Annotated in this window: 18 protein-coding genes and 1 pseudogene; 5 read left to right on the forward strand and 14 right to left on the reverse strand. The window is 75.0% G+C overall.

From position 1 onward, the window contains the following. Window positions 1–418: 418 nt before the first annotated feature. From AB0910_RS30205 to AB0910_RS30235, 7 genes and pseudogenes are all read right to left on the reverse strand, one after another. Window positions 419–676 (reverse strand): annotated as a pseudogene (locus AB0910_RS30205) (stage II sporulation protein M); the annotation flags it as partial. A gap of 238 nt (window positions 677–914) precedes the next feature. After that, window positions 915–1,535 (reverse strand): hypothetical protein, encoded by a 621-nt coding sequence (locus AB0910_RS30210; protein ID WP_366747850.1) that lies wholly within the window; start codon window positions 1,533–1,535, stop codon window positions 915–917. A 337-nt stretch (window positions 1,536–1,872) separates the two neighbouring features. Beyond that, window positions 1,873–3,330, reverse strand: a complete 1,458-nt coding sequence (gene ahcY, locus AB0910_RS30215; RefSeq protein WP_366747851.1) for an adenosylhomocysteinase — start codon at window positions 3,328–3,330, stop codon at window positions 1,873–1,875. Window positions 3,331–3,591: 261 nt separating this feature from the next. Beyond that, window positions 3,592–4,572, reverse strand: a complete 981-nt coding sequence (locus tag AB0910_RS30220) for a cation diffusion facilitator family transporter (RefSeq protein ID WP_366747852.1) — start codon at window positions 4,570–4,572, stop codon at window positions 3,592–3,594. Between the two features lie 226 nt (window positions 4,573–4,798). After that, on the reverse strand, window positions 4,799–5,980 hold the full coding sequence (gene manA / locus AB0910_RS30225) for a mannose-6-phosphate isomerase, class I (protein WP_366747853.1): 1,182 nt from the start codon (window positions 5,978–5,980) through the stop codon (window positions 4,799–4,801). 142 nt (window positions 5,981–6,122) lie between these two features. Further along, the gene (locus tag AB0910_RS30230) at window positions 6,123–7,400 is read right to left on the reverse strand and encodes an SIS domain-containing protein (RefSeq protein WP_366747854.1); all 1,278 of its coding nucleotides are present in this window, start codon (window positions 7,398–7,400) and stop codon (window positions 6,123–6,125) included. Window positions 7,401–7,437: 37 nt separating this feature from the next. Next, window positions 7,438–7,620 carry a Trm112 family protein gene (locus tag AB0910_RS30235; RefSeq protein WP_366747855.1) on the reverse strand — a complete coding sequence of 61 codons (183 nt, stop codon included), beginning with the start codon at window positions 7,618–7,620 and terminating at the stop codon, window positions 7,438–7,440. A 384-nt stretch (window positions 7,621–8,004) separates the two neighbouring features. Here AB0910_RS30235 and AB0910_RS30240 point away from each other — a divergent pair, with 384 nt between their 5' ends. After that, complete coding sequence (locus AB0910_RS30240) at window positions 8,005–9,306, forward strand: MFS transporter (protein WP_366747856.1); 1,302 nt, start codon at window positions 8,005–8,007, stop codon at window positions 9,304–9,306. Window positions 9,307–9,311: 5 nt separating this feature from the next. Here AB0910_RS30240 and AB0910_RS30245 read toward each other — a convergent pair whose 3' ends face one another. Continuing rightward, complete coding sequence (locus tag AB0910_RS30245) at window positions 9,312–10,682, reverse strand: phosphomannomutase/phosphoglucomutase (RefSeq protein ID WP_366747857.1); 1,371 nt, start codon at window positions 10,680–10,682, stop codon at window positions 9,312–9,314. 90 nt (window positions 10,683–10,772) lie between these two features. Continuing rightward, window positions 10,773–11,201, reverse strand: coding sequence for a DUF3499 domain-containing protein (locus tag AB0910_RS30250; RefSeq protein WP_366747858.1), 429 nt, complete (start codon window positions 11,199–11,201; stop codon window positions 10,773–10,775). A gap of 162 nt (window positions 11,202–11,363) precedes the next feature. Between AB0910_RS30250 and AB0910_RS30255 the strand changes: the two genes are divergently transcribed. Beyond that, complete coding sequence (locus tag AB0910_RS30255) at window positions 11,364–11,795, forward strand: metallopeptidase family protein (RefSeq protein ID WP_366747870.1); 432 nt, start codon at window positions 11,364–11,366, stop codon at window positions 11,793–11,795. A gap of 80 nt (window positions 11,796–11,875) precedes the next feature. Here the strand turns inward: AB0910_RS30255 and AB0910_RS30260 are convergent, their stop codons facing one another. The 3 genes from AB0910_RS30260 to AB0910_RS30270 form a co-directional block, all read right to left on the reverse strand. After that, window positions 11,876–13,444: a DUF5719 family protein gene (locus tag AB0910_RS30260; protein WP_366747859.1), complete on the reverse strand. Its 1,569-nt coding sequence runs from the start codon at window positions 13,442–13,444 to the stop codon at window positions 11,876–11,878. Continuing rightward, complete coding sequence (locus AB0910_RS30265) at window positions 13,441–17,445, reverse strand: glycosyltransferase family 2 protein (protein WP_366747860.1); 4,005 nt, start codon at window positions 17,443–17,445, stop codon at window positions 13,441–13,443. The genes AB0910_RS30260 and AB0910_RS30265 overlap by 4 nt, the downstream gene beginning before the upstream one ends. 397 nt (window positions 17,446–17,842) lie before the next feature. After that, window positions 17,843–18,112 carry a WhiB family transcriptional regulator gene (locus tag AB0910_RS30270; RefSeq protein ID WP_345653827.1) on the reverse strand — a complete coding sequence of 90 codons (270 nt, stop codon included), beginning with the start codon at window positions 18,110–18,112 and terminating at the stop codon, window positions 17,843–17,845. Between the two features lie 876 nt (window positions 18,113–18,988). On the opposite strand from AB0910_RS30270, the gene AB0910_RS30275 reads away from it, so the two are divergent. Genes AB0910_RS30275 through AB0910_RS30285 form a run of 3 tightly spaced genes read left to right on the forward strand, consistent with a single transcriptional unit; the run spans window position 18,989 to window position 21,846 of the window. Then, window positions 18,989–19,555 carry a cysteine dioxygenase family protein gene (locus AB0910_RS30275; RefSeq protein WP_366747861.1) on the forward strand — a complete coding sequence of 189 codons (567 nt, stop codon included), beginning with the start codon at window positions 18,989–18,991 and terminating at the stop codon, window positions 19,553–19,555. 12 nt (window positions 19,556–19,567) lie between these two features. Continuing rightward, window positions 19,568–20,524 (forward strand): 2-phospho-L-lactate transferase, encoded by a 957-nt coding sequence (gene cofD / locus AB0910_RS30280; RefSeq protein WP_366747862.1) that lies wholly within the window; start codon window positions 19,568–19,570, stop codon window positions 20,522–20,524. Next, window positions 20,521–21,846 carry a coenzyme F420-0:L-glutamate ligase gene (locus AB0910_RS30285; protein WP_366747863.1) on the forward strand — a complete coding sequence of 442 codons (1,326 nt, stop codon included), beginning with the start codon at window positions 20,521–20,523 and terminating at the stop codon, window positions 21,844–21,846. The genes cofD and AB0910_RS30285 overlap by 4 nt, the downstream gene beginning before the upstream one ends. An 87-nt stretch (window positions 21,847–21,933) precedes the next feature. Here AB0910_RS30285 and AB0910_RS30290 read toward each other — a convergent pair whose 3' ends face one another. Together AB0910_RS30290 and AB0910_RS30295 are read right to left on the reverse strand one after the other, a co-directional pair. Beyond that, window positions 21,934–22,905 carry a DNA-3-methyladenine glycosylase 2 family protein gene (locus AB0910_RS30290; RefSeq protein WP_366747864.1) on the reverse strand — a complete coding sequence of 324 codons (972 nt, stop codon included), beginning with the start codon at window positions 22,903–22,905 and terminating at the stop codon, window positions 21,934–21,936. Between the two features lie 175 nt (window positions 22,906–23,080). Continuing rightward, on the reverse strand, window positions 23,081–24,163 hold the full coding sequence (locus tag AB0910_RS30295; protein WP_366747865.1) for an NDP-sugar synthase: 1,083 nt from the start codon (window positions 24,161–24,163) through the stop codon (window positions 23,081–23,083). Between the last annotated feature and the right edge of the window lie 29 nt (window positions 24,164–24,192).

Consider the following 24,192-nt stretch of genomic DNA (forward strand, 5'->3'; position numbering starts at 1 on the left):
CAAGGAACGGACGCTTCCTTCGGACCCCCTCACAGGGCTCCTCCGGGCTTTCCCTTCGGTGTTTCGCGTTTCCGACTCTATCAGACGCTGTTTCCGTCCGATTCCCCGTCAGAAGAGGGTGCTTCCAGATGGACGCTTTCGCGTTTTCCCTTTCCGCTTTTCTGATCGTAGCAGACCAGTTGGGTGCCGATTACCGGCATCCGTACTGCTCTGAGTTCGAATCAGAAGGGCTCGCCCGGAATTCAATTCCCGGCTGTGAGCCTCGTAGATGTTAGCGCCTGTCGTGCTGGCCGTCCAAGCGGCCCCGGCAACCACACAAATCTACTGCCCCTGTTCGACCGCGTCAACGGTTTTCCTGGGGTGCGGATGAGCGTAACAGGTCACAGAGGTGCGGTGCACATCAGGCTGCACCTCGGGTGGTCGGTATCCACCAGCGGCGTGCGCGGTAGACGGCCGCGGGGAAGCCGGCGGTCAGGAACCGGACCGCGTCCCGCCGGCCCGCCCTGCGCACCCCGGTGACCGTGGCGCGCGCTGCGGCGACGAGGCGGGGGAGGCGGGCCTCCAGCATCGGGTCGGGCGCGGCGGACTGGATCAGCGAGAGGTGGGTTCCGGCGCGCTGGTAGAGGGTGACGAGTTCGTCCGCCTCGGCGCCGGTGAGGCGGCGTCCCCGGCGCAGGAGGTGGCCGAGGCGTTCCCACTCGGCCCGGTGCCGTCGGGGTGGGCCGCGCCGGGTGGGCCCGGGGCGGGCGCGCCGAGCACCCCCGTCGCCCCGGGCGCACCCGACGCCCCCTCCGCTGCCTCGGCGCCGTCGCCGCTCACCCGCGGCATGCCGGCCGCCGAACGGGCAGAGCCCCGGCGCCTGCTGGGCCCGCGACGGGGTTCGTGCCGCCGGCCCGAAGGTGCGGGCGGCGGCCTCAGCGGTCGTGGAAGGCGGAGGGCGGGTCGCTGAGGTCTTCGAGTTCGATGCCGGGGGCGGAGAGGACCACGTCGCCGGCCAGGTGGACGGCGTGCTGCTCCCCCGTGTCGAGCTCGCTGACCTGGTATTCGTCCACGATCAGGGGCCCGTTGTCAGTGGCGTGCGCTTCACTGTTCACCAGGGCCCAGGACTGGTCGACGGTGCGGGGGGCGAGGACGGGGTCCGTGAGGGCGACCAGTCGTACGCGCGTCGCGGGGGATCGGGGGGTGAGGCGCAGGAGCAGTGCGGTGGCCACGAGGAACGCGGGAGATGCGGCCGTGAAGGCGTGGGCGCGTACGGTGCCCTCGGTGGCGTGGGTGCCGGTGGGGTCGGTGCGTACCCAGGTGACGCCGTCGAGCGCGGCGCCGCGCACCTGCCAGGCGCCGGCGTGGAGTTCGAGGCGGATGGGGCGGCCGAGTTCGTCGAGGGTCAGGTCGACGGAGCCCGCGTGGTCGCCCCCGGGGGTCGTCCGCTCGGCGACGTAGCGCCAGCCGGAGGGGCCGGGCGCGCAGTGGAAGTGCTCTTGGGCGAGAGGGGTGTGGTCGTGCGGGTCATGGAGCGAATACCGGCCGCGGGGCATGGGGTGGGTCCTGGCGTTCGTGCGGTGGGTGAGCCGTGGTGCGGGCGGGCACCCGGCGGGTCCTCGGGCGGACGCCGAGCGAGCAGGCGGAGCAGCCGTCCGGCTGGCCCGGCCACTCGGCCGTCCGGCTGCCCGGCTCCCCGGCCGGCGCTGCACGTCGTGCGCGGACGTCGGGTGCCGGGTACCGGGTGCCGGACGCTGGTGTCGAGGCCCGTGCACGGACGCGCAAGGGCGCCCGGTACCGGCGTACCGCGTGGGTCAGGCCCCCGGCCGTGGCGCGGGGGCCTGACGGGTGACGCGGGGCGGCGGGTCGCTCGGCGGCCCGCCGCGGGCCGGGTCAGTAGCGGTAGTGGTCCGGCTTGTACGGGCCGTTGACGTCGACGCCGATGTACGACGCCTGGTCAGGACGGAGGGTCGTGAGCTTCACGCCCAGCGCGTCGAGGTGGAGGCGCGCGACCTTCTCGTCCAGGTGCTTCGGCAGCACGTAGACGCCGATCGGGTACTCCTCCGGCTTGGTGAACAGCTCGATCTGGGCGAGCGTCTGGTCGGCGAAGGAGTTGGACATCACGAAGGACGGGTGGCCCGTCGCGTTGCCCAGGTTCAGCAGGCGGCCCTCGGAGAGGATGATGATCGTCTTGCCGTCGGGGAAGGTCCAGGTGTGCACCTGGGGCTTCACCTCGGACTTGACGATGCCGTCGATCTTGGCGAGGCCGGCCATGTCGATCTCGTTGTCGAAGTGGCCGATGTTGCCGACGATCGCCTGGTGCTTCATCTTGGCCATGTCCGGGGCCATGATGATGTCGCGGTTGCCGGTGGTGGTGACGAAGATGTCGGCCGTGCCGACGACGTCGTCGAGGGTCGAGACCTGGAAGCCGTCCATCGCCGCCTGGAGCGCGCAGATCGGGTCGATCTCGGTGACGATCACGCGGGCGCCCTGGCCGCGCAGGGACTCGGCGCAGCCCTTGCCCACGTCGCCGTAGCCGCAGACCACGGCGACCTTGCCGCCGATCAGGACGTCGGTGGCGCGGTTGATGCCGTCGATCAGGGAGTGGCGGCAGCCGTACTTGTTGTCGAACTTCGACTTGGTCACCGCGTCGTTCACGTTGATCGCGGGGAAGAGGAGGTCGCCGTCGCGCTGCATCTCGTACAGGCGGTGGACGCCGGTGGTGGTCTCCTCGGTGACGCCGCGGATCTCGGAGGCGAGCTTGGTCCACTTCTGCGGGCTCTCGCCGAGGGTGCGGTTGAGGAGGGTGAGGATCTCGCGGAACTCCTCGCTGTCCGCGGTCTCCGGCGCGGGCGCCTCGCCCGCCTTCTCGAACTCGACGCCCTTGTGCACGAGGAGGGTGGCGTCGCCGCCGTCGTCGAGGATCATGTTCGGGCCGCCGGTGGGCGAGTTGGGCCACGTCAGGGCCTGCTCGGTGCACCACCAGTACTCGGCGAGGCTCTCGCCCTTCCAGGCATAGACGGGCACGCCCCGCGGGTTGTCCGGGGTGCCGTTCGGGCCGACGGCGATGGCCGCCGCCGCGTGGTCCTGGGTGGAGAAGATGTTGCAGGAGGCCCAGCGCACGTCGGCGCCGAGTGCGACGAGGGTCTCGATCAGCACGGCCGTCTGCACGGTCATGTGCAGGGAGCCGGTGATGCGGGCGCCGGCGAGCGGCTTGGCCTCGGCGTACTCCTTGCGGATCGCCATCAGGCCGGGCATCTCGTGCTCGGCGAGCGTGATCTCCTTGCGGCCGAACTCGGCGAGCGAGAGGTCGGCGACCTTGAAGTCCTGTCGGTTGGCGACAGTCGTCATTTCGGGCTGCTCCTCGTAAGGGTCGAGGGTGGTTTTCGTACGGCTGGCTCTGTCGGCGCGGACATACGAATGCCCGAGCCTACGCGGCAGCACCGTCCGTCGGGCCCCTCTCTCCCTCGGCAGGTCCGCGGTGCGGGCCTGGCCGACCGCCATCAGCAGCGACGTCTGGCTTCCGTACGAATCTACACGGTCGCCCCGGGCGCCCGCAGTGGACCGGCGAACTCGGCAGGCGGCCCGGGGCGGGGGACGGTGGGGGGCGGGTCAGTGGGGCGCGGGGGCGGGCCCCGGGCCGCCGGGGGTCGCGGCGGGGTCGGCGCCGGCGGCCGCGGCGGTCTCGCTGTAGATGTCGGGTTCGAGGTAGATGGCGCGCGCGATGGGCACGGCCTCGCGGATGCGCGCCTCGGCCGCGTCGATGGCCGCGGCGACCTCGGCGGCGGTGTCGTCGTGCCGTACGGCGATCTTGGCGGCGACGAGCAGCTCCTCGGGGCCGAGGTGCTGGGTGCGCATGTGGATGACGCGGGTCACGGCGGAGCCGTCGACGGCGGCCTCGCGGATCTTCGCGACCTGTTCGGCGCCCGCGGACTCGCCCAGCAGGAGCGACTTGGTCTCGACGGCGAGCACCAGCGCGATGACGATCAGCAGCGTGCCGATGCAGAGGGTGCCGATGCCGTCCCAGACGCCGTTGTGGGTGCCGAGGGCGAGGCCGACGCCGCCGAGGGCGAGAACGAGGCCGATGAGCGCGCCGAAGTCCTCCAGCAGGACGACGGGCAGCTCGGGGGCCTTGGCGCGGCGGATGAACTCTCTCCACGACATGGATCCGCGGGTGGCGTTCGACTCCTTCATCGCCGTGCGGAAGGAGAAGCCCTCGGCGACGACGGAGAAGACCAGCACGCCGACCGGCCAGTACCAGTCGTCGAGCGGGTGCGGGTCCTTGATCTTCTCGAACCCCTCGTAGACGGCGAACATCCCGCCGACGGAGAACAGCACGATGGAGACGAGGAAGCCGTAGATGTAGCGCTCGCGGCCGTAGCCGAAGGGGTGCTCCTCGGTGGCGGCGCGCCGGGCGCGCTTGCCGCCGAGCAGCAGCAGCCCCTGGTTGCCGGAGTCGGCGACCGAGTGCACGGCCTCGGCGAGCATCGAGGACGACCCGCTGAACAGGAACGCCACGAACTTGGCTGCCGCGATCGAGAGGTTGGCGCCGAGCGCCGCCACGATCGCCTTGGTTCCGCCTTGCGCGCTCATGAGTGCGCGGTGTCCCTTCTCGCGGTGGAGTGGTCCCGGGTTGTCGTCGCGTGGGCCGGCGTGCGCCGCCCATACGGCCGGTCATTGTTGCAGCCGCGCGGGGCGGCCGGAGCGGTACGGGCCGGGTCGGCCGGGCGGGGCGGGCCGCGGTACGTCCGGGGTGCGGGCCGCGGTACGGGCTGGGGCACGTCCTGCGGTACGGGCCCCAACCCGGCACGGCGGCCCGTCAGATCACCACCGTGGCGCGGAACACCGTGCCGGGGCCGGACAGTTCGGTGCGCTCCCCCGCGGCGGCGAAGACGGCGTCGCCGGGCCCGAGTTCCAGGTCGCCCGCGCGGGGCGTGCCGGCCGTGCAGAGCAGGATCTGCGGGGCCGAGGGGGCCGTCAGGTCGCGTGGGGCGCCGTCCGCCGGCAGGACGTACCGGGAGAGGCGGAACTCGTCGATCGGGGCGGCGTACACCTCGGCGCCCTCCGCGTCCCGCACGGGGCGCAGCACGCCGGGGTCCTTCGCCTCGAAGCGGACGATGCGCAGCAGTTCCGGCACGTCGATGTGCTTGGGGGTGAGGCCGCAGCGCAGGACGTTGTCGGAGTTGGCCATGATCTCGACGCCGAGGCCGCTGAGGTAGGCGTGCGGGACGCCGGCGCCGAGGAACATCGCCTCGCCCGGTGCGAGGGTGACGAGGTTGAGCAGCATCGCCGCGATGACGCCGGGGTCGCCGGGGTAGTGGCGGGCGATGGACGCGTACGTGGCGTACGGGCCGCCGAGGCGCTCGGCGGCGGCCGCGGCCTCCGTCACCGTGGCGGCGGTCGCGGCGGGGTCGCCGGTGAGGACCGCGGTGAGGACCTCGCGCAGGGCGGCGTCCTCGGGCCGTGCGCGCAGGAGGTCCACGTACGGCTTGAGCGAGTCGACGTCCAGCGCCTCCAGCGCGGCGGCGGCCTCGGCGGCGGGGCGGAAGCCGCAGAGCCCCTCGAACGGCGTGAGGGCGCAGATCAGTTCGGGCTTGTGGTTGGGGTCCTTGTAGGTGCGCTCCGGCGCGTCGTGCGGGACGCCCCTGCGCTCCTCGTCCGCGTAGCCCTCCTTGGCCTGGGCGAGGTCGGGGTGGACCTGGAGGGAGAGCGGGGAGCCCGCGGCGAGGAGCTTGAGCAGGAAGGGGAGGCGCGGCCCGAACTTCGCGACGGCAGCGGCGCCGAGTTCGCCCTCGGGGTCGGCGGCGATCAGGTCGGAGAGCGGGACTTCGCGTGCGGTGCCGTCCGCGGCCGTGCGGACGGCACGGGACGGGTCGCCGGGGTGGGCGCCCATCCACACCTCGGCCTGCGGCTCGCCGGTGGGCTCGGTGCCGAGCAGCTCGGGGATGGCGGTCGTGGAACCCCAGGCGTAGGGACGCACGGGGTTGGAGAGGCGGTCCATGGTGCGGGCTTCCTTCTCGGGGTCTCGGCTTGCTGGGGCGTGCGTGCTGGGCTTGCCGCACGGTCGGTGCTGCGGAGCCGTCCGCACTCCGGGACTCGGGCCGGCGTCTGCGCGGGCGGGCCAGGGTTCCGGCGGGGTGCGCTCAGGAGTCCGGGGACGCCAGGGCCAGGTACGCGGCGGCGAAGTCGGTGACGGCGACGAGTTCCGCGAGGGCTTCGAGCGGGCTGCCGGGCGCGGCCGGGGCGTCCGTGCCGTTCACGGCGTCGCCGCCGGTCCCGCCGCCTTCGGCGGCTGTGCGGCTCTCCGCCGCCTCCGGCGCCTCCAGTTCGCTGAGGGGCGTGCCGTGCTCGTCGGCTGCCGCGCGGGCGGCCGGGGCCGCCGAGAGCGCGTCGGTGGGGCGGTCGCGCAGCAGTACGATCCGGGCCCGCAGCGCTTCCGGTTCCTCGACGCGGTCGCGGAAGAAGTCGTCGGGGCCGCCGCCCGCGAGGGTGCCGCGCAGCAGCGCGGCGTGCGCGCCGAGCGCCTCGGGGAGCTCGGCGGCGAGCGCGGGCCTGCCGGTCAGCTCGGCGAGCACGGCGGCGAACCTGCGGCCCGCGGGCGCGGCGGCCGTGCCCTCGGTCCAGATCAGCGGGAGGCTGTCGGCGAGTTCGACGGCGAGCGCCTTGGCGGGGTTGCTGTAGGTGGCGACCGCGGGGCCGCACCGCTCGGCGACCCGGTCGAGCCGGTCGGCGAGGCGGGCGAGCGCCTCGGGCGGCGCGGCGGCGAGGCCGATGCGGTCGAGCAGCACGAGGAGCGGGGTGAGCAGCGCCCAGAGCGCGCCGGGGCTCGCGGGCACCTGCTCGGGCCCCGGCGGGGCGGGTTCCTCGCGGCGAGCGGGGCCGTAGGACGGCCCCGCGGGCTCGTGGGGCGCCGCGTACGGCCGGCCCGGCGCCGTGGCCATCGGGATCAGCAGGCCCCGTACGCCGTCGACGGTCTCCGTGAGCAGGGAGCCGCGCGGCGCGACGCCGACGACGGTGCAGCCGCGCCGGTACGCCTGCTCGGCGAGGAGGCCGAGGCCCGGTTCGCCGCCGTCGGTGGTGACGATCAGCAGCAGGTCGACCGTGCCGGTCCAGCCGGGCAGCGACCAGCGCAGGGCCCCGGCGGCGAGCGCGACGCCGGTGGGCCGGAGCCTGACCACGGGCGCTACGGCGCCGGCGAGCGCGCCGACCAGGTCGGCGACGGCGGCGGCCGCGGCGCCCGAGCCCGCGACCATGACGGTGCGCGGCCTGCCCTCGGGGTCGAGTGCGGCGAGCCCGGCCTCGTCGGCGTGGCGCAGCGCGGTCCGCACGTGGGCGCCTGCCTCGGCGGCGCCGCGCAGCAGGCCGCGGTGGTCGGCGCCCGCGAGTGCGTCCGGGGCGTCGAGCATGGACTCGTCGAGCATGTGTGGGCCCCTCCGGGTCCTTCGGTACGCGGCGCGGCTACGCCGGGCGGCGGGCCTCGTCGACGAGCAGGACGGGGATCTCGTCGCGCACCGGGTAGGCGAGCCCGCACTCGTCGCTCGTGCACACCAGTTCCGGGTTGTCCGCCGCGGTCCTGTCGCTGAGCGGCGCATGGCAGGCCGGGCAGGCGAGGATCTCCAGGAGACCGGCTTCGAGCGGCATGGGCGGGGTCCCTTCGGGGTGGGTGTCTGGCCTCGTCAGCGTACCGCCGGTGGCGGGCCGCCCGGCGTGCGGTACGGGCGCGGCCCACCGCCCTCGTACGGGCCCGGCACACCGCGTCCGGCGCACGGGCGTCCAGCCGCACGCGGGCCCCCTCCCCTGCCGGTCCCGGCACGCCGCGTCCGGCTCCACGCGGGACCGCCCGGGCCGGGAGTGGCCCGGCGGCCCGGCGGATCGGCGGATCGGCGGATCGGCGGATCGGCCGCGGGGCAGACCGCCGGTGCCGTCGTTTGCCCGCAGCCCGCCGGGCCGGTTGGATCGCTTCCTGCCGCACCGCGGCCCCGGGGAACCACCCGGGGCCGCGCGCGGCAGGACGGGAGGGCAACGATGCGCGCCAGCGGGCCCGCGGCGGCAGGACACGAGGACGGCAGCAGCGGACGGCGGGCGCCGCGGCCTGCGCTCGGCCGGCCCTTCGCCTGGCTCTGGACGGCGTACGCGGTCAGCACGTTCGGCACGTGGCTGGCCTTCGACGCCCTCCCCATGATCGCGATCCTGGGGCTGCACGCGGGGCCCGCCGCGGTCTCGGTGCTCGCGGCCGCGGGGCCTGCGGTGGGAGCGCTCGTCGCGGTGCCGCTCGGCCCGTGGACGGAGTTCCGCGCGAAGCGCCCGGTGATGGTGGCGATGGATCTCGCCAGGTGCGCGGCCGTGCTGAGCCTGCCGGTCGCCCAGCTGCTCGGCGTGCTGGGGTTCGGCCAGCTGCTCGCGGTGTCGGTCGCGGTCGCGGCGGCCGACATCACCTTCACCGCGGCCTCCGGCGCCCTGGTCAAGTCGCTGGTGCGGCCGGCGGACCTGCTGGTGGCGAACGGCAGGTTCGAGTCGACGCAGTGGACGGCGAGCGTGCTGGGGCCGCCGCTCGGCGGCGCCATGATCGGGCTGTTCGGGCCGGTGGCGACGGTGGTCGCCGACGCGGTCAGCTACCTCCTCTCTGCGGGCGCCCTGCGCACGATGGGCGTACGGGAGGAGCCCGCGCCGGCGCGGGCTCCCGCGGCGGCGCCCCGCAGGGCAGCCGACCTGCGGGGCGGGTGGCGCTGGGTGCTGGCGCATCCCGCGCTGCGCCCGCTGTTCTTCAACTCGGTCCTGGTCAACGGGCTGATCATGGCGACGGCTCCGCTGCTCGCGCTGCTGATGCTCGGCCCGCTCGGCTTCGCGCCCTGGCAGTACGGGCTGGCCTTCGCCGTGCCGTGCCTCGGCGGGCTCGCCGGGTCGCGCGCCGCGCCCCGGCTCGTGGCGCGGTTCGGCAGGGACCGGGTGCTGCGGACGGCGGGCGCGCTGCGGGCGTGCTGGCTGCCGTGGCTGGCGTTCGTGCGGCCGGGCCCCGGCGGCCTCGCGCTCGTCATGGGCGTCGAGCTGGGCCTGATCTGCTGCGCCGGCGTGTTCAACCCGGTGTTCGCCGCGTACCGGCTCGAACAGGTGCCGCGCCTGCGGGTGGCGCGGACGCTGTCCGCCTGGTCGGTCACCTCCAAGGCGTCCATCGCCGCCATGACGGCGCTGTGGGGGCTGCTCGCCTCCGCGCTCGGGCCGCGCGCCGCGATCGCGGCCGCCGGTCTGCTGCTGCTCGCGACGCCGCTGCTGCTGCCGCGCAGGGCCGCGCTCGCGCCGGCGGAGGCTGCGGCGCGTACGGCGCCCTGAGGGGGTCAGGCCGGGTCGTCGGCCCTGATGACCGCGAGCGCCTCGTCCCTGACGGCCGCCATGGTGGCGGCATCCCTGGCCTCGACGTTCAGGCGCAGCAGCGGCTCGGTGTTGGAGGGGCGGACGTTCAGCCACCAGTCCTTGGCGGTGACGGTCAGGCCGTCGAGCTCGTCGAAGGCCACGTCGTCGCGGTCCGCGTAGCGTGCGCGCACGGCGGCCGTACGCGCCCGCTGGTCGGCGACGGTCGAGTTGATCTCGCCCGAGCCGGTGTAGCGCTGGTAGGCGCCGAGCAGCTCGGACAGCGGCCGGTCGGTGGCGCCGAGGGCGGCGAGCACGTGCAGCGCGGCGAGCATGCCGGTGTCGGCGTTCCAGAAGTCCTTGAAGTAGTAGTGCGCCGAGTGCTCGCCGCCGAAGACCGCGCCGGTGCGCGCCATCTCCTGCTTGATGAACGAGTGGCCCACGCGCGTGCGGACCGGGGTGCCGCCGTGCTCGCGCACGACCTCGGGCACGGACCAGGAGGTGATCAGGTTGTGGATGACGGCGGCGCCGGGGTGCTTCGCCAGCTCGCGGGCCGCGACCAGGCCGGTGACGGCGGACGGGGGGACGCCCTCGCCGCGCTCGTCCACCACGAAGCAGCGGTCCGCGTCGCCGTCGAAGGCGAGGCCGAGGTCGGCGCCCTCGGCGCGCACCCTGGCCTGGAGGTCGACGAGGTTCTTCGGGTCGAGCGGGTTCGCCTCGTGGTGCGGGAAGGTGCCGTCGAGCTCGAAGTAGAGCGGTACGAGGTCGATCGGCAGGCCCTCGAAGACGGTGGGCACGGTGTGGCCCGCCATGCCGTTGCCCGCGTCGACCACGACCTTCAGGGGGCGGATGGAGCCGAGGTCGACGAGGCCGCGCAGGCAGGCGGCGTAGGAGGCGAGCGTGTCCCGCGTGGTGACCCGCCCGGTGCGGGGGACGGGCAGGCCGGTGCCGAGGGTCTCCTCGACGCGGGCCCTGATCTCGGCGAGGCCGGTGTCCTGGCCGACGGGCGCGGCGCCGGCCCGGCACATCTTGATGCCGTTGTAGCGGGCGGGGTTGTGGGACGCGGTGAACATGGCGCCCGGCAGGCCGAGCGAGCCCGACGCGTAGTACAGCTGGTCGGTGGAGCAGAGCCCGATGAGGATCGCGTCCGCGCCGCGCGCGGTGGCGCCCCTGGCGAACGCCGCGGAGAGCGCGGGGCTCGACGGGCGCATGTCGTGGCCGACGACGATCTCCCGGGCAGCCGTCACCTCGGCGAACGCGGCGCCGAAGAGTTCGGCGAGCCCTTCGTCGAGCTGGTCGGGGTAGACGCCGCGCACGTCGTACGCCTTCACGAGCTGGGACAGGTCCGCGTCGGCCACCGGGTGTCTCCTGAGTCGTTCGCACGGGCAGTCGGCTCACCGTACCCGCAGGGGTCCTGGCGCGGATCGCGCACCGGGAGGAGCGGCAGGTCAGGAGTCGGGGCTGCGCAGCACCCTGAGGTGGCCCCTGCGCCCGACCTCGACCGGGTCGGCGCCCGGGGCGCCCTTGCCGCCCGCCTCGGCCGTGCGCTCCTGGGGGCGTGCCGCCTCGCGGACGGCGTTGGCCAGGGCTTCCAGGTCGTCGCCGCTGGGGCGGGAGGGCGCCGAGGCGTCCGTCAGCCGGACGACCTCCCAGCCGCGCGGGGCTGTCAGGCGCTCGCTGTGCTCGGCGCACAGGTCGTAGCAGTGGGGTTCCGCGTAGGTGGCGAGCGGGCCGAGGACGGCGGTCGAGTCGGCGTAGACGTACGTCAGCGTCGCCACGGCGGGACGGCCGCAAGCGGTGCGCGAACAGCGACGTACAGGGCTCACGGTGTTGGACGGTACCGCACTCTTGAGCGGCCCGCGACGACTCAGCTGCACGTCACCCGCCCGTGTCGCCCTGTGAGATCCGGCACAGCTGACTCTCTGTCAGCTGTCCGGTGACCCTGAGCGGTCGCCGCGGGCCGCGCGGGACGGTCTTCGGGGCCGCGCGGCCGGCGGTGACGGCCCTGGCACGGCCCCGGGAAGTACCCTGCGTCAGTGATGGACAGCTCCGTACCGCCACCGCCCCAGGCCGAGCCGAGGCCGCGCCGCCGCGACCGCCACGGCCGCGGGATGCGCGGCCCCGTCGCCCCGCCGCAGGTGCCGCTCTCCGCCAGCCGCGCCGAGACCTTCCAGGACCTCGTGCGGGACTCCGTGGACCGGCTGGAACGCCGCTGGCCGCAGCTGGCCGACGTGGAGTTCATGGTGATGGACGTGCCGGGGCGCGAGGAGGACTCGGTGCCGCTCGGCCGCTCCGTGCCCGCGGGCAAGCAGCAGCCCGCGCGCATCCTCGTCTACCGCAGGCCGGTGGAGATCAGGACCAAGAACCGCGACGAGCGGGCCCTGCTCGTCCACGAGGTCGTGGTCGAGCAGGTCGCCGAGCTGCTCGGGCTCTCCCCCGAGTCCGTCGACCCGCGCTACGGGCAGGACTGAGGCGCCGGCCCGCAGCCCGGCCGCCGGGTCCGCGCTCAGCCCGGCGGCCGGGTCCGCGCTCAGCCGCCGGACTCTCGGTCTCAGTCGTCGGACCTGAGGATCGACAGGTCCTGCCTGGCCGCGGGCACGGAGACCGTGCCGCGGTCGTCGGGGAGGGTCTGCACCGTGAACATCGGCACGCCGTCCTTCGGCAGGGCCAGCGTCCTCGCCGCGTACACGGGGCCGCCGGACTTCGGCTCCACCGTGAGCGCGTAGGAGCCCTTGAGCCCGTCGGGGGCCGGCGGGGTCACCGCGAGGGTGGTGCCCGCCTTGACGGTGTACGTCTTCGTCACAGGCGTCCCGCCGCCGGTGCCCGCGGACGCGGTGACCGCCACCTCCGCGGCGCCCTGGGGCGCGGTCAGCGACAGGGTGGAGCCCTTGGCGCGGTTGTCCGCGGCGGTCGCGCGGGCCGTGACGGGCGCGGTGGCGGGGATGAACGCCATCTCCCGGTCGTCGCCCTTGCCGCGCACCACCTGGAGCGCGGCGACGACCGGCGTGGGGCGGTCGCCCGACGACGGGGTGAGCAGCAGCGAGCCGGCCTCGCCCCGCGTCACGTCCTTCAGGTCGACGGATGCCGTCATCCCCGACTTGACGTGCAGCGACTCGTGTCCCGCGGGGACGATGCCGCCGGTCGGCCCGGCCAGTTTCAGGTTGAGGTCCGCGTCGTTCTGGCCGGGCGCGAAGACGACGAGCCGCACGTCGGAGGCGTCGGCGGGGATGCCGGGCAGGACGAGCGAGGACGCCGGGTCGGCCGAGGGCGCGAGCCAGTCGACGCCTGTGGTGCCGTCCGAGGCGCGCAGCGCCGCCCCGACCCGGCCGCTGCGGGTGGTGACGTGGACGGTCACGTCGTCCTCGGCCCGGGAGGTCAGCGTCGACAGCAGGACGGGCACGCTGGAGTGCGCGGGCACGGGCAGGCCGTCCGCCGTGTCGGACTTGAGGGCGCCGTTCCTGCCGTAGAGCCGCAGGTCGACGACGGCGGTGGAATCGTCGGGGTTGGTGAGGTGGACGTAGTCCTCGCGGTCCTCGGCGGTGCTCGCGCCCGGCAGCCAGAAGTCGGTGTCGGGGGCGGTGCAGGTGAGGCCCGCGACACCGCGGCCGTCGCCGACGTCGTCCGTGGTGGTCTCCTGCGTCGTCCAGCCGGGGGCGAGCGCGCCGGTCGCGGTGCCGACGAGCGCGGCCGGGTCGTCGCCCGCCGTCGCGGTGACGGGGGTGCCCGGCTGCTTCAGGGAGAGCAGAGGCTTGGCGCCTGAGGCCGAGGGGGACGCCGAGGCGGTCGCCCTGCCGTTCTTGCTGTCCTTGCCGTTCTTCTTGCTGGACGCGGACGGCTCGGAGCCCGGGCCGTCGCCGGTCGCCGCCGGTACGAGGGCGGCCGCGCCGTCGCCGTCCGGCGGCGCGCCCGTCCCCTTGGGGGTGACGGAGGTGTAGGTGGTGTCGGCGGTCTGCGAGTCCCCGGGCGAGGGGCACAGCGCGCTCGACCGCTCGACCGGCAGCCGCGCGGGGGACGAGGCCGCGGCCGTGCCGCTGTCGCCGCCCGAGGTCGCCGAGGCGATCCCGGCGACCGCGGCGAGGGCGACCACGGCCGCGCCCAGGGAGAGAGTCGTACGGTTCACTGGTTGCCGCTCCCGTCCGGGTGCTGCGCCCGCCGGGCGCCGTCCTGGTCGTCGCCGTACTGCTGGTCCTGGCCCTGCGCCTGCTCGTGGCCCTGCTGGTGGGGGACCTGTCCGCCGTAGCCGTACGGGTCGTACTGCGCGGGGTCGTAGCCCTGCTGCGCCGGGTCCTGGTAGGCGCCGTAGCCCCACTGCTGCTGTGCGTACTGCTGCTGGTCGCCGTAGGGGGCGTACTGCTGGGGGTCCGGGTACTGGCCGCCCTGGTAGGGGTCGCCCGCCCCGTACTGCTCCTGCCCGTCCTGGTAGCCCTGCTGGGGGTATCCGGCCTGGTAGGCGGCGTGCTGGGGGTAGTCGCCTCCCTCGGCCTGGTAGCCCTCCTGGCCCGTCGCGCCCCAGTCGCCGTACGGCTGCTGCTGGTGCGGCACGGCCGCGTACGGGTCCACGCCCTGGCCCTCCTGGGACCCGGCGTCCTGGGCCGCGGCCTCCTGGGGCGTCCGCTGCCGCGGGGTGAAGACGTCGGCCTCTTCCGGCTCGTCGCCCTGCGGATCCGGGGCGCCGGTGCCGTACGGGTCGGTGCCGTACGGCGGCTCCGCCGCGTACTGCTCCGCGGTCCCCGGTGCCTCGTACGGGTCGTAGACGGCGCCGGAGCGCACGGCCTCCTCGGCCGCGGCGGCCGCCGCGTCCACGGCCTCCACCTCGGCGGCGGCGCGCAGCCTGCGGGCCCTGCGGCCCTCGCCTTCGAGCGCCTCCGGCGGCACGGCGGCCAGCGCCTCGTCGGGCAGGTCGTCGTCGACGTCCCTGCGGCCCGCGGGCAGCGCGAGGACGAGCAGGACGAGCCCGAGCAGGCCCTGGAGCCATACCCACGCGGTGTGGGTGAACGGCTCGTCGTACGTCAGGTCGAGCCTGCCGCCCTGCGCGGGCAGCTGGAAGCCCTGGGCCCAGCCGTCGACGGTGGTCCTGGTGAGCGGCTTGCCGTCGAGCGTGGCCTGCCAGCCGTCGGATGCGGAGTCGGCGACCCGCAGGACGCGGCCGGCGGGTCCCGCGGGGACGGTGGTGTGCGCGTCGACCGTGGACGCGGGCACGGAGACGGGCGGCGCGGTGTCACCCGTGCCCGCCGCCGCTCCCGCGGACGGCGGGGGGACGATCATGACGCGGGAGACCTGCTGGTCGATGCGCCACAGCTCGCTGCCGTCCAGCTGGCTGAGCCTGCTGAGGCCGGGGGTGGCGTCGAGGACGCGGCTCATCTCGCGCGGCGCGCCGTCCCGCAGCAGGACGTAGCGGATGGCGAAGCCGCGCAGCTGGGCCGTCTGGTCGGCGCCCGAGCCCGCGACGAGGTTGGCGACGACCTTGTCGAGCCGCGGGTCGTCGCCCGCCGCCCTGGTCAGCTCGGCGTCTCCGAGCCTGCCGCCCTCGCCGCGCACCAGGCTGTACGCGACCGATCCCGGCGATGTGCCGCTGAGCACCAGCGTGCGCGGCTGGTCCGAGGTGGTCGACTCCTCGGCCACGAAGGCGGGCACCTGGACGGGGTCCGTGCGCTGGAGCGGCCCCGCAGCGCCGGTGACCATCCAGCTGAACGCGGCGACCAGCGGCGCGATGGCGGCGAGCACGGCGATGAGCGCGGCGAGCGGCTGCCGCCAGCCGAAGCTCAGCTCGGCGACCCGCAGCCGTGCGCCGTCCGCGCCGACGAGGGCCGCGGCGAGCAGCGCGACCGCGTACACCAGGGTGGCGGGGCCCGCCCACCCCGAGTGGTCGGCGGCCACGGCGAAGACGAGGGCGACCACGGCGGCGGCCCACGCGGTCCGCACGGCGAAGGTCCGCTCGGTACGCAGCAGCGCGGCGAGCGCCGCGAGGACGACGCCGAGCATCAGCACGCCGCCGACGGCCTTGGGCCCCCCGGGGTCCATGCCGAGCAGGTCGAGCGCGGACGCGGCGCCGGAGCCGTAGTCGAGCCCGGCCTCCCGCAGGAAGTCCCCCGGGCTGGTGAGCAGCGTCAGGGACCAGGGGGCGAGCAGCACGAGCGGGGTGACGGCGGCGGCCAGCACGCGGGGCCCGTACGCGCCGAGCTCGCGGCGGCGCAGCACCAGCACGCCGAGCCCGAGCACCAGCGACAGCGGCCACACGACGGGCGTGAACGCGGTGGTGGCGGTGAGCAGGAAGGTGTACGCCCAGGTCGCACGCCAGGTGCCGCGCCCGCCGCTGCGCAGCCCGTAGGCGGAGACCGCGGCGCGCGCCGCGACCGGCAGCAGGATCGCGAGGACGGCGGTGCCGAGCCGGCCGGTGGCGAGCGCGCCGGTGGTGGCGGGCAGGAAGGCGTAGACGACGGCGGCCCAGGCCCGCAGCAGCCGCGAGGGGACGAGCGAGCGCGAGGCGAAGTAGGCGCTGACGCCCGCGAGCGGCACCGAGCACACCAGCAGCACGGTCAGCGCGAGGCCGGTCGAGCCGAGGGCGAGCACGGAGAGGGTGGCGAGGATCGCCAGGTAGGGGGGCGCCGTCTCGGTGCCGCCCGTGCCGACCGCGTGCCAGCTGTCGGCGTAGCGGTCCCACAGGTCAAAGACGTGCTCGGGGGCGGGCAGCAGGGCGCCGCCCGCGAGGGAGCCGCCGCTGAGCAGGGCGCGGCAGGCGACGAGGGAGAAGACGAGGAGGACGGCGAACAGCACGGGTCCCGGCCTGCGGGCGAGCTTCTTCAGCCGCGCGAACTGCTCGATCTCCAGGTAGTCGGCGTCGTCGCCGCCGGGGCCCGACTCGACGACGCCGTGGCGGGAGCCGCCGGTCTCGGCGTCGGTCGCGCCGCCTGCGCCGAGGCTCGCCGCGGCCTGTTCGACGGTGGCGCGGAGGGTGGCGCCCGGCGGCGGGAAGAGGGGGCGCAGCTCGGCGAAGTCGGTGGGTGCCCCGGCGCGTGCGCGGCGGCCCGCGAGGATCCTGCCGGGGCGCAGCAGGGTGGCGGAGAGCCCTGTGACCTCGTCGACGGCCTGTCCTGGCGCCTTGGCGAGCAGGTAGCCGAGGGTGCGCAGGAGGGTGCCGACGACGAGCCGCAGCAGCACCCACGGGAGCGCGGCGCCGCGGGCGTTGACAAGCATCGTGTAGGCGGCGCCCGCCTTGTCGACGCGGTGCGGGCTGGTGGCCGAGCGGCCGACGCAGTCGACGGTCCGGCGCTCGCGCGCCGACGCCTCCGCGTGGCGCAGCACGGCGTCGGGGGCGACGAGGACGCGGTGTCCCGCCGCGTGGGCGCGCCAGCACAGGTCGACGTCGTCGCGCATGAGGGGCAGGCTGCGGTCGAAGCCGCCGAGCTGCTCCCACACGTCGCGGCGGACGAGCATGCCCGCGCTGGAGACGGAGAGGACGGTGCGGACCTGGTCGTGCTGGCCCTGGTCCTGTTCGCGCCGGTCGAGTCCGGTCCAGCGGCGGCCGCTGTTGGCGATGGAGACGCCGACTTCGAGCAGCTGCCTGCGGTCGTACCAGCCGCGCAGCTTGGGCCCGACGATCGCGGCGTGCTTGTCGGACTCGGCGACGCGCAGGAGTTCGGCGAGCGCGTCGGGCGCGGGCGCGCAGTCGTCGTGGAGCAGCCAGAGCCACTGCACCGGTTCGCCGTACGGCAGTTCCGGCATCTCGTACGCCTCGTCGCGCCAGGTGCGCGTGACGGGGTCCCAGCCGCTCGGCCGCCGCAGGTAGGGCAGGTCGTCGGGGGTGAGGAGGGGCGCGGTGCGTACGGCCTCCTCGACCGCGGTGCCGAAGCCCGACCTGCGGGCGAGGTGCAGGACGCGGTCGGCGCCGAACGCCTCGGTCAGCAGCTGCGCGGAGTTGTCGGCGCTGCCGGTGTCGGCGGCGACGGCGTTCTGTACGGGCCGTTCCTGGCCCAGCAGACCCGCGAGGGTGTCGGGCAGCCAGCGCGCACCGTCGTGCGAGACGACGACCGCGGTCACGACGTGGCGCGGGTACTCGGGCGGCGCGGCGGGCGCGGGGCCGCCCTCGGTGGCGGGGACGAACGCTGCGGTGGTGGCGGACATCGAGGTGAAGGGCCCTCCGGCCGGGGGTTCCGCCCTCCAGGGGGCGCTGAGCGTCAGGGACGGGCCACCACACTAACGGTAGGGACAAATGCGGTGCGCCGAGCGCCGGATGAGGCCGCCCGTCGGGGGCCGGTGCGGTATACGGGCAGCGGGGCGCGCGGGACCAGTGGGGCGTGCGGGACCGGCCGCGGGGGCGGGCGTGCGGCCGCGGGGCCGGGGCGTGCGGCTGCCGGCGGGTCCTTACATGACGACGGTCCGCCTCCCGCGCGCTGGGCTGCGGGTGGCGGACCGTGGGTCGTGGGCCGGGCCTGGGGCAACGTCCGGTGGCTGCGTGTGCCGCCGGCCCGGGGGTACGGGGCTGACGGCGGGCGCCTGCGCTCCGGCGCGCCGCGGCGGTTCAGATCGCGGCCTTCTTCAGGCGGCGGCGCTCCCGCTCGGACAACCCGCCCCAGATGCCGAAGCGTTCGTCGTTGGCGAGGGCGTACTCGAGGCATTCGGAGCGGACTTCGCAGGCGAGGCAGACCTTCTTGGCCTCGCGCGTCGATCCGCCCTTCTCGGGGAAGAAGGATTCGGGGTCGGTCTGGGCGCACAACGCGCGCTCCTGCCAGCCGAGTTCCTCTTCCGCGTCCGCGTCCTCGACCAGCAGTTGCTGGAACAGCTCGGTCATGTGCGCCCCTCGTCTGTCTTAACGTCCCCGTGGTCTGGCCGACGGCCTTTTCCGGTCGAACGACACGGGTGAAATTACAAGTGTGTAGCTCCAGGGTCGTCAAGCTCAGATCTGCTATTGGACCTGGTATTCACTCTGCGGAACCAAGGCTATGCGGAAAGTGTTCAAATCACCAAAAAACTGACACATGCCACTGGCCCGTACCGCACTCCCCGGGAGCAGCCACTTCTCTCTACAGACACGCGGCTGACGCCGGTTTGGTTGAAATCCGACCGGCAAAGCGATCGAGATCACAACGTGATCACGGACGCGTACCGGCGTTTGCCCGCATGACTGCTGCGCCATGTGTCCCGACCTGGGCACATGCAAACCTCCGACCGGCAAGAGCGACCGGATAAGGTGAACCAATAGGGCCAAACCGGTCATCGAGTTGACATCCGGGGAGTCGATTCGCCACCTTTGGGGCATGCCAGCGACCTCCGCGCACCCCGCGACCCACCTCCGTGGACACCGCAGCGCTGCCCAGGTCGGCTGTTGTTGTCGCCTTTCCCACAGGCACGGCGGCTCGACGCGCCACTGAAGGACCGGCGGCGGGCGCCCGGCGGACCGACCGAGTCCCCGGCGCCGTCCCGTATCCGCATCGCCGAACGGCGCGTGCCGCACCCGTGAACCGGGGGCCGTACGCCGCCGGCTGGGTTTTTCTCCGTTCCGACGTCGCCCGACTCCGTTCCGACGCGGCCCGACCGGCCCGCTTCCGTAACCGCCCCGGGGTGATTCGGGGCTCGCGCGGGGATTCGAACGCCGTCCTTGCTTTCTCTTTCTGACGATTTTCTGCACATGTTCTGTCTGTTTCCTTACCGAGGGACCGCGCACCCGATGAACAGCGACAGCGACCTCCAGATCGCCGGAGATCTCTTCGAGGTCGAGCACCTGCTCAAGCCCCCGCGCGAGCACCCCGAGACGGTGGCGGAGTTCGCCGGTCTCGCCCGCTCGCTCGCCGCGGAAAGGGCCGGGTGGGAACCCCTCGTCAGGTACGACGCGACCACCCGCTGGTACCACCGGCTGCGCATCGGGCCCGGCTACGAGGTCTGGCTGCTGTCCTGGGTGCCTGGACAGGGCAGCGGGCCGCACGGCCACGGCAGGTCGGCGGGCGTGCTCACCGTCCTCGCGGGCGAGCTGACGGAGCGTACGCGGCGCGGCGGGCGCGTGCTCGCCCCCGGCGCGCAGCGCGTCTACCCGCCGGGCTTCGCGCACGAGGTCGTCAACGCCTCGCTCGAACCCGCCGTGAGCCTGCACGTGTACTACCCGGGCCTCACCGAGATGCCGATGGCCACGCCGGCCGACCCGGCGGCGCAGGGCGCGCAGGCCGCGCCCGCGGCACCGGCGGCGGCACCCGTACGGGCCGGGGTTCCGGGTCCCGGCTCGCCCGTCCTGCCCGGCTGACACACTTGGCGCATGCGCATTGTGGTTCTGGCCGGCGGCATCGGCGGCGCCCGTTTCCTGCGTGGCCTGAAGCAGGCCGCGCCCGACGCGGACGTCACGGTGATCGGCAACACCGGAGACGACATCCATCTGTTCGGGCTGAAGATCTGCCCGGACCTCGACACGGTGATGTACACCCTCGGCGGTGGCATCAACGAGGAGCAGGGCTGGGGGCGCACGGACGAGACGTTCGCCGTCAAGGGCGAGCTCGCGGCGTACGGGGTGGGGCCCGAGTGGTTCGGGCTCGGGGACCGCGACTTCGCCACGCACATCGTCCGCACGCAGATGCTCGCCGCCGGGTATCCGCTGAGCGCGGTCACCGAGGCGCTGTGCGCCAGGTGGCAGCCCGGCGTGCGGCTGCTGCCGATGTCGGACGACCGCGTGGAGACGCATGTGGCCGTCGACGTCGACGGGGAGCGCAAGGCCGTGCACTTCCAGGAGTACTGGGTGCGGATGCGCGCCGCCGTGGACGCGCAGGCCGTCGTGCCGGTCGGCGCAGAGCAGGCCAAGCCCGCGCCCGGCGTGCTGGAGGCGATCGCCGCTGCCGACGTGGTCCTCTTCCCGCCGTCCAACCCGGTCGTCAGCATCGGCACGATCCTCGCGGTGCCCGGGATCCGCGAGGCCATCGCGGACGCCGGGGTGCCGGTCGTCGGGCTCTCCCCCATCGTCGGGGACGCGCCGGTGCGCGGCATGGCGGACAAGGTGCTCGCCGCGATCGGCGTCGAGTCGACGGCGGCCGCGGTCGCGGGGCACTACGGCTCCGGGCTGCTCGACGGCTGGCTCGTCGACACGGTGGACGCCGCCGCGGTCCCGGAGATCGAGTCGGCCGGCATCAGGGCGCGCGCGGTGCCGCTGATGATGACGGACGCCGAAGCGGCCGCCGCGATGGCCCGCGAGGCGCTCGCGCTGGCCGAGGAGGTCAGAGCGTGAGCGGCGCGGCACCCGCGGCCTACGCGGTACGGGCCGTCGGCGACGGCTTCCCCGAGGTGCGGCCGGGCGACGACCTGGCGAAGCTGATCGCCGCAGCGGCGGCGCCCGCGCTCGCCGACGGCGACATCCTGCTGGTCACCTCGAAGATCGTCTCCAAGGCCGAGGGCCGGATCGTCGAGGCCGACGACCGCGAGGCGGCCATCGACGCGGAGACCGTACGGGTGGTGGCGCGGCGCGGGACGCTGCGGATCGTGGAGAACCGGCAGGGCCTCGTGATGGCGGCCGCCGGGGTCGACGCGTCCAACACGCCCGCGGGCACGGTGCTGCTGCTGCCCGAGGACCCCGACGCGTCGGCGCGCGCGATCCGCGAGCGGCTGCGCGCCGACCTCGGCGTGGACGTCGGCGTGATCGTCACGGACACCTTCGGGCGGCCGTGGCGCAACGGCCTGACGGATGTGGCGATCGGCGCGGCCGGGGTGCGGGTCATCGAGGACCTGCGCGGCGAGCGGGATGCGCACGGCAATCCGATGTCCGCGACGGTGGTGGCGCTCGCCGACGAACTGGCGGCAGCCGGTGACCTGGTGAAGGGCAAGGCGGCGGGGATGCCGGTCGCGGTCGTCAGCGGCCTCGCCCACCTGGTCGCCCCCGGGCGTGACGCGCCGGAGGGCGGCGCGCGCGAGCTGGTGCGCACCGCCGCCGACGACATGTTCAGGCTCGGCACGTCGGAGGCGGTGCGCGAGGCGGTCGCACTGCGCCGCACCGTACGGGAGTTCACCGACGAGCCGGTCGACCCCGGCGCGGTCAGGCGGGCGGTCGCCGCGGCGCTCACGGCGCCCGCGCCGCACCACACCACGCCGTGGCGGTTCGTGCTGCTGGAGTCCGCCGCGTCCAGGACGCGGCTGCTCGACGCGATGCGCGACGCGTGGATCGCGGACCTGCGGCGGGACGGCAGGTCCGAGGACTCGGTCGCCAAGCGGGTGCGCAGGGGCGACGTGCTGCGCCGTGCGCCCTACCTGGTGGTGCCGTGCCTGGTGGCGGACGGCGCGCACGCGTACGGCGACCCGCGGCGGGACGCGGCGGAGCGCGAGATGTTCGTGGTGGCGGCGGGCGCCGGCGTGCAGAACCTCCTGGTGGCGCTCGCGGGCGAGCAGCTGGGCTCCGCGTGGGTGTCGTCGACGATGTTCTGCCGCGACGTGGTCCGCGAGGCGCTGTCGCTGCCCGCGCACTGGGACCCCATGGGCGCGGTCGCGGTGGGCCGCCCCGCCCGGCCTGCACCGTCGCGCCCCGACCGCCCGGTGGACGACTTCGTCACGGTCCGCTGAGCGCACGGCCCCCGACCGCACGGGCCCACGGGCCCGGGGGCTCGGGCCCGGCGGCGGGGCGGGCGCGGGGGCGGCGGCGCGGGCGGCCTAGCGGGACGCGATCTCGCCGACCGCCATGCGCGGGGCGCGGCGCTCCGGGAGGCGGCCGCTGAGGAGGATCAGACGGACGGCCCGGTGGCGCTGGCCCGCGTAGGGCGCGAGGAGTTCCAGCATGCGGGCGTCGTCGGCGTCGCGTTCGCCCGCGAGGACATGGCCGACGATGCCCGGCAGGTGGAGGTCGCCGACCGTGACCGCGTCGGGGGCGCCGTTGGTGCGCTGGACGACCTCGGCCGCCGTCCACGGGCCGATGCCCGTGATCAGGCGCAGGCGGGCCGCGGCCGCCTCGGGCTCCATCGCCGCGGCCTCTTCGAGGCGCCGCGCGACCCGTACGGCGCGCAGCACGGTGGACGAGCGCTTCTCCTCGACGTTCGCCCTGTGCCACTCCCAGGAGGGGATGCGCGCCCAGGTGCGGGGCTCCGGCATCACGTGCAGGCCCTCCACGGGGCCCGGCGCGGGTTCGCCGTACTTCCGCACGAGCGTGCGCCACGACCGGTAGGCGCCCACGGTCGTGACCTTCTGCTCCAGGACCGACGGGATCAGCGACTCCAGCACGAGGCCGGTGGCGCACAGCCGCAGCCCCGGCCTGCCGCGGCCCGCCGCGAGCACGGCGCGGTGGCGCGGCACGAAGGCGCCCGGGTCGTCGTGCTCCCCCAGCAGGTGCGGCAGGCGCGCCAGCATCCAGCCGGCGCCGGGGCCCCACGCCTCCGCGTCGACCGTGCCGTCGGCGCGCTGCGCGAGCCGGAGCGTGGCGGGGCCTTCCGGGGTCCTGCTGGCGCGCCACACGGCGCCGTCCGGGGTCTGGCGGAACGTCGGGTCGGCGGGGCCGCGGCGCAGGGGGCCGAGCACGAGTCCGAGGTCGTAGGGGCCGTCCGGCGGGGTCCAGCACGCGCGGGCGCCAGGCTCGGCGGCGGCGCGCACGTGCACGGCCGACCTGGGGCGCGGGGCGAAGCGGCCGGCCATGGGTCCTCGGGGAAGTCGGAAGCGTCGGGCTGTACGGGGTGTTCGGGGTGTTCGGGGCTGCGCCCAGCGTGGCGGCCGCGGGCGGGCCGCGGGCCGGGGCCGCGCCGGGCCGTACCGAGCGTACGGGGTCGGCCGGGGGCGGCCCGTACGCGGGGCTGCCGCGGCCCGGGGCGTGCTACGCGTCCGAGGAGAAGCGGATCGCGGCCCGCGGCAGCGTGGCGCCGCACCAGATCCGTACGCCCTCACGCAGTTCGTTGTCGGCGCCGACGTGCGCGCCGTCGCCGATCACCGCGCCCTCGACCACCGTGCGGGCGCCGATCCGCGCGCCCTCGCCGATCATCGAGTCGGTGACGACGGCGCCCGGCTCGACGACCGCGCGGTCGAGGACCGTGGACCCGGCGATGCGGGCGCCGCCGCCGACGACGGCGCCCGCGCCGATCACCGTGCCGCCGGTCAGCTTGGCGTCCGCCGCCACCTCGGCCGTCGGCAGCACGAGCCGCTCGCCGCACCTGCCGGGCACGGCGGGCGACGGCGCCCGGCCGAGCACCAGGTCGGCCGAGCCGCGGACGAACGCCTGCGGGGTGCCCAGGTCGAGCCAGTACGTGGAGTCGACCATCCCCTGGAGGTGCGCGCCGTCCGCGAGCAGTCCTGGGAAGGTCTCGCGCTCCACGGAGACGGGCCGCCCGGCCGGGATCGTGTCGATGACGGATCTGCGGAAGACGTAGGCGCCCGCGTTGATCTGGTCGGTGACGATCTCCTCCGGCGTCTGCGGCTTTTCGAGGAACGCCGTCACCCTGCCCGTGCCGTCGGTCGGCACCAGGCCGAAGGCGCGCGGGTCGGGCACGCGCGTGAGGTGCAGCGACACGTCGGCGCCCGTGTCCCTGTGGGTGTCCACGAGGGCGGGGATGTCGAGGCCCGTGAGGATGTCGCCGTTGAAGACGAGCACGGGGTCCTCGGGCGCCGAGCCGAGCCGGCCTGCGACGTTGCGGAGTGCGCCGCCGGTGCCGAGCGGGTCGGCCTCGGTGACGTACTCCAGGTGCAGGCCGAGGGCGGCGCCGTCGCCGAAGTACGGCTCGAAGACCTCGGCGAGGTAGGAGGTCGCGAGCACCACGTGCTCGACCCCTGCGGCCCGCGCGCGGGCCAACTGGTGGGTGAGGAACGGCACTCCCGCCGCGGGGACCATCGGTTTCGGCGTGTGCACGGTGAGCGGCCGCAGCCGGGTGCCCTTGCCTCCGACGAGGAGGATCGCCTCAGTCACCTGTCGTCTCCGCTTCCTGCCGGGGTCGT

Origin of the sequence: Streptomyces sp. NPDC047002 (genome assembly GCF_040704505.1) — a bacterium.
Classification (GTDB): domain Bacteria; phylum Actinomycetota; class Actinomycetes; order Streptomycetales; family Streptomycetaceae; genus Streptomyces.